The sequence below is a fragment of the Streptomyces sp. WG7 genome (genome assembly GCF_049975785.1).
Lineage (GTDB): Bacteria > Actinomycetota > Actinomycetes > Streptomycetales > Streptomycetaceae > Streptomyces.
Genome location: NZ_JBNGGE010000020.1, coordinates 127,148 through 133,331 on the forward strand (window position 1 = coordinate 127,148; position 6,184 = coordinate 133,331).

Sequence of the window (6,184 nt, forward strand, 5' to 3'; positions counted from 1 at the left end):
GCCTAGGCCGCCGAAGCGGCGGGCGTGGGGATACCGGACGGGCGGCCGGACGGCTGCCGGGGGGGGGCGGGGCCCTCGATCTGGATGAGTGTCCGCGGACTCGATGCGTATCCGCGGATCGGACAGTGCTCCGGCCTCGGTGGCCGGCCGGCCGGACGGCGGTCCACCTCGGCCGGCACGCTCCGCACGACGTCGTGTCCGGCCGTCACCGCCTCGCTGTCGACGGTGAGGACTCCGGTCCGGACCGGGTCGCGCAGGGGGAACCCGGCTTCGTGCGGCGTCTCGCCCAGGCGTGGGAACGTCAGCCGTATCCGGCCGCGGATGGCGCCCACGGCCGCGACGGTGCCCTCGTCGTCCCGGGCCTCGGGGCCGGCGACCGCAAGCCGGCGCTGCGGCTGCTCGACGACAGCCGCCCGGGCGCAGGCCGACCGGTCACCGCAGGGACGCGGGTCCCTGTCCTCACGGCGCACGCGTCCCGTCCGCCGGGACGACGGCGGAGGGGCCGGGAGGCGTGGCCCGGGAGGCGTACGACAAGGGCGGCAGCCTCCTCGGCTGCCGCCCTTCACGCGTGCTTCGGTGCGTTACGCCGCCGCGAGCCTCGACAGGGCCGCGTCGATGCGGGTCAGCGTCTTCTCCTTGCCCAGGACCTCCAGGGACTCGAAGAGGGGCAGGCCGACCGTGCGGCCGGTGACGGCGACGCGGACGGGGGCCTGGGCCTTGCCGAGCTTGAGGCCGTGGGTCTCGCCGGCGGCCAGGACGGCCTCCTTGAGGGACTCGGGGGACGTCCAGTCGGCCGCGTCCAGCTTCTCGCGGGCGGTGCGGAGCAGGGCGTCCGAGCCCTCCTTCATGGCCTTCGTCCAGGACGCCTCGTCGAAGACCGGCTCCGGGAGGAACAGGAAGTCGACGTTGTCGGTGATCTCGGAGAGGACCTTCAGACGGGTCTGCGCGTGCGGCGCGATCGCCTGCCACTTGGCCTCGTCGAAGTCCTCCGGCGCCCAGGGGGCGACGGGGGCCTTCAGCCACGGGCGGCAGCGCTCGGTGAAGTCCTTCACCTCGAGCAGGCGGATGTGGTCGGCGTTGATCGCCTCGCACTTCTTGAGGTCGAAGCGGGCCGGGTTGGGCTGGACGTCGGAGACGTCGAAGGCCGCGACCATCTCCTCGATCGTGAAGATGTCCTGGTCGGCGGAGAGCGACCAGCCGAGCAGGGAGAGGTAGTTGAGCAGGCCCTCGGGGAGGAAGCCGCGCTCCCGGTAGAGGTTCAGGCTCGACTGGGGGTCGCGCTTGGAGAGCTTCTTGTTGCCCTCGCCCATGACGTACGGCAGGTGGCCGAAGGCGGGGATCTCCTTGGCGACGCCCAGCTCGATCAGCGCCTTGTACAGGGCGATCTGGCGCGGGGTGGAGGAGAGCAGGTCCTCGCCGCGCAGGACGTGGGTGATCTCCATCAGGGCGTCGTCGACCGGGTTGACGAGCGTGTAGAGCGGGGCGCCGTTCGCGCGGACGATGCCGTAGTCCGGGACGTTCTCGGGGAGGTACGTGATCTCGCCGCGGACCAGGTCCGTGAAGGTGATCGCCTCGTCGGGCATCCGGAAGCGGACGATGGGCTCACGGCCCTGGGCGACGTACTCCTCGACCTGCGCGTCGGTCAGGTCGCGGCAGTGGCCGTCGTAGCCGGAGGGCTTGCCGGCGGCGCGGGCGGCCTCGCGGCGGGTGTCCAGCTCGTCCTGGGAGCAGTAGCAGCGGTAGGCGTGGCCGGCGTCGAGGAGCTTGGCGGCGACGTCCTGGTAGATGTCCATGCGCTGCGACTGGCGGTACGGCGCGTGGGGGCCGCCGATCTCCGGGCCCTCGTCCCAGTCGAAGCCCAGCCAGCGCATCGAGTCCAGGAGCTGCTGGTACGACTCCTCGGAGTCGCGGGCCGCGTCGGTGTCCTCGATGCGGAAGACCAGCGTGCCCTGGTGGTGCCGGGCGAACGCCCAGTTGAACAGGGCGGTGCGGACCAGGCCCACGTGGGGGTTACCGGTGGGGGACGGACAGAAACGGACGCGTACGGGGGAGCCGGGTGCGCTAGCCACGCTTGACAACCTTGTTGGTGAGAGTGCCGATGCCTTCGATAGTGACGGCGACCTCGTCGCCGACGTTGAGGGGGCCGACGCCGGCCGGGGTGCCCGTGAGGATCACGTCACCGGGGAGCAGCGTCATCGCCTCGGAGATGTTGACGATCAGATCCTCGATGGAGTGGATCATCTCGCTGGTGCGGCCGAGCTGGCGCTGGCCGCCGTTGACCGTGAGCTGGATGGTCAGGTCGGCCGGGTCGAGGTCCGTCTCCACCCAGGGGCCCAGCGGGCAGGCCGAGTCGAAGCCCTTGGCGCGGGCCCACTGCTTCTCGCGGCGCTGCACGTCGCGGGCGGTGACGTCGTTGGCGCAGGTGTAGCCGAAGATGACGTCCTTGACGCGGTCGCGCGGGACCTCGCGGCACATGCGGCCGATGACGACGGCGAGCTCGGCCTCGTGGTGCAGTTCCTCGGAGAAGGAGGGGTACTGGATCGCGTCGCCGGGGCCGATGACCGAGGTGGACGGCTTGAAGAAGGCGAACGGGGCGTCGGGCACCTCGTTGCCGAGTTCGCGGGCGTGCTCGGCGTAGTTGCGGCCGAAGGCGACGACCTTGTTGGGGAGTACGGGCGGCAGGAGCCGCACCTTGCTCAGGGGCACCTTGGTGCCGGAGAGCTCGAAGTCCGCGAACGGGATGCCCTTGATGATGTCGAGGACGAGCTGGTCCGGCTGGTCGCCCTCGACCGCGCCGAAGGCGACGTTCCCGTCGATGGAGAACCTGGCGATGCGCACGGGTTGCTTGGCCCCTTGCTGAGCTGGCTGGAGTCTGACACTCCAGGCTAACGCGGCGAGCAGGCCGCACAGGGCGGGCGCCTCGCGCATGACGTGCCGTGACCCGCCGGGAGGCGTCGGTTCGTCGCGCGGGCGCCCGTGTGCCCGTTCGGCCGGCCGAACAGTCGGCGGCCGGGTGGCGTACTACTGTGCGGCGGAGGCCGCGGCCGGGATCTCCATCAGGATCGTGCGCCGGGGGTTGGCGGTCTGGGCGGGGAGCTCGACGGCGTGCTCCGGCTGCTCCGGCGTCTGCAGCTCGGCAGCGGTGTCGAGGTGCGCCAGCGTGGTGCGTCGCGGGTTGGCGATCTTGTGGAACATCGTCGTCGTCTTCACGGTTGTACGAGGCCCTGTCCTGTCCGGGCGCCGGAGGGCTGCAAGAACCCCTGCGAGGGCGCGGGTTGTCGGTTTTGCCTTCTCTGTAAAGCGTCAGGCTAAACATGCGATTCCCCGGCAACCGGGGCCGAGCCCATGATCTCCGTGTGAGTTTGCTCACTCATCAAGGGTCAAACCGGTCAATTCCGGCTCGCGCACCACCCCGACGAAACCGACATTGCCCACCTGAAGCCCCCATTCCGCTCCTGATCATGTCGTCTGGGACACCCGTCGCACGCCGCCGACTCGCGGATGTATATCCGTTTTGCGGGTGATCACTTTCTACGGCTGGTGACCCATCCCTCACGTGCTGTCACCTGCGTCACGGGACGACCCATGGGCCTTGTTGGAGATCCTGCACTGTGCTGGAATTCCACGGACCGCTGCGGGATCGAGCCGGCGCACAGGGGGCGCACACCAGCGCCGAACGGCGGCGAGAAGGGGGACCCAGCGCCGGTCACTCACGACCACCACGGGGGCGTATTCAGGGCGCCCCTATGACGCCGACACCGTGCCCAGCCGTTCACGCGGCCGGGCGCCTGGTCCAGAGGTTGCGACGCTAGTGCAGGGACGTTTCAAGAGGGATGGCAGCGCTTCGGCGGAGCCGGAGCCGCACGGCGGGGCCGGCCCCAAGGCCGTCGGCTCCTCGCCCCAGCACGCCCAGAACCAGGGCCAGGAGCAGTCCGGCGACGGCGGGGACCGCGCCGGGCGCCCCGGCCAGGCGGCGGCCCCGTCCGCTCCCGGCCAGAAGCCGCCCGCCAAGCCGGCCAAGGGCTCGACCGGCCCCGGACCGCGAATAGCCCTGCGCAACTGGCGGATCTCCACCCGTCTGGTGTCGCTGCTCGCGCTTCCGGTGGTCGCCGCGACCTCGCTGGGCGCGATGCGCATCAACCAGTCGATGGACGACATCCAGCAGCTCGACAACATGAAGCTGCTGACCGAGATGACCAAGCAGGCCACCGAGCTGGCCGCCGCGCTCCAGGAGGAGCGCGACCAGTCCGCCGGTCCCCTCGCCCACGACTCGACGTCCGGTGCCATCGCCGTCAAGGGCGACCGGGAGAAGACCGACCGGGCCCGGAAGAACTTCCTCGACAGCTCCGAGGCGATCGACGCCGCCAGCAAGGACGGCAACCTCGTCGGCGTCCGCGACAGCCTCGTCGGCCTCGCCGGCGACCTGAACGACCTGGAGCGGATCCGGAGCAACGCCTACCAGGCCGAGGGCAACTCGACCCAGACGGTCGAGGCCTACCACCGCCTCATCACCCACCTGCTCGACCTCTCGCAGGACATGGCGGAGGCGACCAGCAACCCCGACATGATCCAGCGCACGCGCGCGCTGTCGGCCTTCTCCTCGGCCAAGGAGTACGCGTCCATCCAGCGCGCCGTCCTCGCGGCCGCCCTCCCGGCGAGCAACACCACGAAGGGCGAACTCGCGGAGAACGACCGGCTCTACGCCGAGTCCGCGCTGCAGAGCCAGAAGTCCGAGATCCGCAGCTTCACCAGCATCTACGGCGACGGGGCCGAGGAACTCCTCAAGCCGATCTCCGAGGGCAACCCGGTGATCGAGTCGTCCGACGAGTACGCCGGCCGCGCGCTCGGCAAGAAGGACGCCATCGGCGGCCTGGACAAGCGGTCCTACCAGGACTGGCTGGACGACAGCTCCACCAAGATCCAGCAGATGAAGAACATCGAGCTGAAGCTGCTGGAGGACATGGAGCAGCAGGCCCGTGAGCTGCGCAGCGAGTCCGAGCGCGAGGCGATCATCTCGGGTGTCGTGATCCTGCTGGTGCTCGGTGTCTCCCTGGTCGGCGCCTTCGTCGTGGCCCGCTCCATGATCCGCTCGCTGCGCCGCCTGGAGGACACCGCGACCAAGGTCGCCCAGGACCGCCTGCCCGAGCTGGTCAAGCAGCTCTCCGAGACCGACCCGCAGGACGTCGACACCTCGGTGGAGTCGGTCGGCGTGCACTCCCGGGACGAGATCGGCCGAGTGGCCTCCGCCTTCGACGAGGTGCACCGCGAGGCGGTCCGCCTCGCCGCCGAGCAGGCCCTGCTGCGGGGCAACGTCAACGCGATGTTCACCAACCTCTCGCGCCGCTCCCAGGGCCTGATCCAGCGCCAGCTGTCGCTGATCTCCGAACTGGAGTCCCGCGAGGCCGACCCGGACCAGCTGTCCTCGCTGTTCAAGCTCGACCACCTCGCGACGCGTATGCGCCGTAACGGTGAGAACCTCCTCGTCCTCGCCGGTGAGGAGCCCGGCCGTCGCTGGACCCGCCCGGTCCCGCTGGTCGACGTGCTCCGTGCCGCCGCCTCCGAGGTGGAGCAGTACGAGCGCATCGAGCTGTCCTCCGTGCCGACCACCGAGGTCGCCGGCCGCGTGGTCAACGACCTCGTGCACCTGCTCGCCGAGCTGCTGGAGAACGCGACCTCGTTCTCCTCCCCGCAGACCAAGGTCAAGGTCACCGGTCACGCGCTGCCGGACGGCCGCGTGCTGATCGAGATCCACGACACCGGCATCGGCCTCTCTCCGGAGGACCTGGCCGCGATCAACGAGCGGCTCGCCGCGCCGCCCACCGTGGACGTCTCCGTCTCCCGCCGCATGGGCCTGTTCGTGGTCGGCCGCCTCTCGCAGCGCCACGGCATCCGCATCCAGCTGCGTCCGTCCGACTCCGGTGGCACGACCGCGCTGGTCATGCTGCCCGTCGACGTCGCCCAGGGCGGCCGCAAGCCGCAGCCCAAGCCGGGTCAGCCGGCCGCGGGCAACGGCGGCCCGGCTGCCGCGCAGGCCGCGGCGGGTGCCGCGGCGGCCCGGCGCCGCCGGGTGGGGGGCGCCCCGGTCCCGGCCGGGCCCGCCCGGGCGGGGGCGGTGTTTGTGGGTCTGGCCCCCGGTGGTTCCCGGGCCGCGGCGCCGGCCCCCCCCCGCGACCAGGCCGTTGTG

General features: G+C 71.1%; 5 protein-coding genes. 1 reads left to right on the forward strand and 4 read right to left on the reverse strand.

Translation table 11 applies throughout. The features are described from left to right. Positions 1-2: 2 nt before the first annotated feature. The 4 genes from ACP4J0_RS21090 to ACP4J0_RS21105 form a co-directional block, all read right to left on the reverse strand. Positions 3-470, reverse strand: coding sequence for an enamine deaminase RidA (locus tag ACP4J0_RS21090; protein ID WP_426600210.1), 468 nt, complete (start codon positions 468-470; stop codon positions 3-5). A gap of 111 nt (positions 471-581) precedes the next feature. After that, positions 582-2,069 (reverse strand): glutamate--tRNA ligase, encoded by a 1,488-nt coding sequence (gltX, locus tag ACP4J0_RS21095; protein ID WP_426600211.1) that lies wholly within the window; start codon positions 2,067-2,069, stop codon positions 582-584. Next, on the reverse strand, positions 2,062-2,838 hold the full coding sequence (locus tag ACP4J0_RS21100; RefSeq protein WP_426600212.1) for a fumarylacetoacetate hydrolase family protein: 777 nt from the start codon (positions 2,836-2,838) through the stop codon (positions 2,062-2,064). The genes gltX and ACP4J0_RS21100 overlap by 8 nt, the downstream gene beginning before the upstream one ends. 183 nt (positions 2,839-3,021) lie before the next feature. Next, positions 3,022-3,210, reverse strand: a complete 189-nt coding sequence (locus ACP4J0_RS21105) for a hypothetical protein (protein ID WP_426600218.1) — start codon at positions 3,208-3,210, stop codon at positions 3,022-3,024. Between the two features lie 601 nt (positions 3,211-3,811). Here ACP4J0_RS21105 and ACP4J0_RS21110 point away from each other — a divergent pair. Further along, the coding region (locus ACP4J0_RS21110) for a sensor histidine kinase (protein ID WP_426600213.1) at positions 3,812-6,184 on the forward strand (2,373 nt) is incomplete at its 3' end.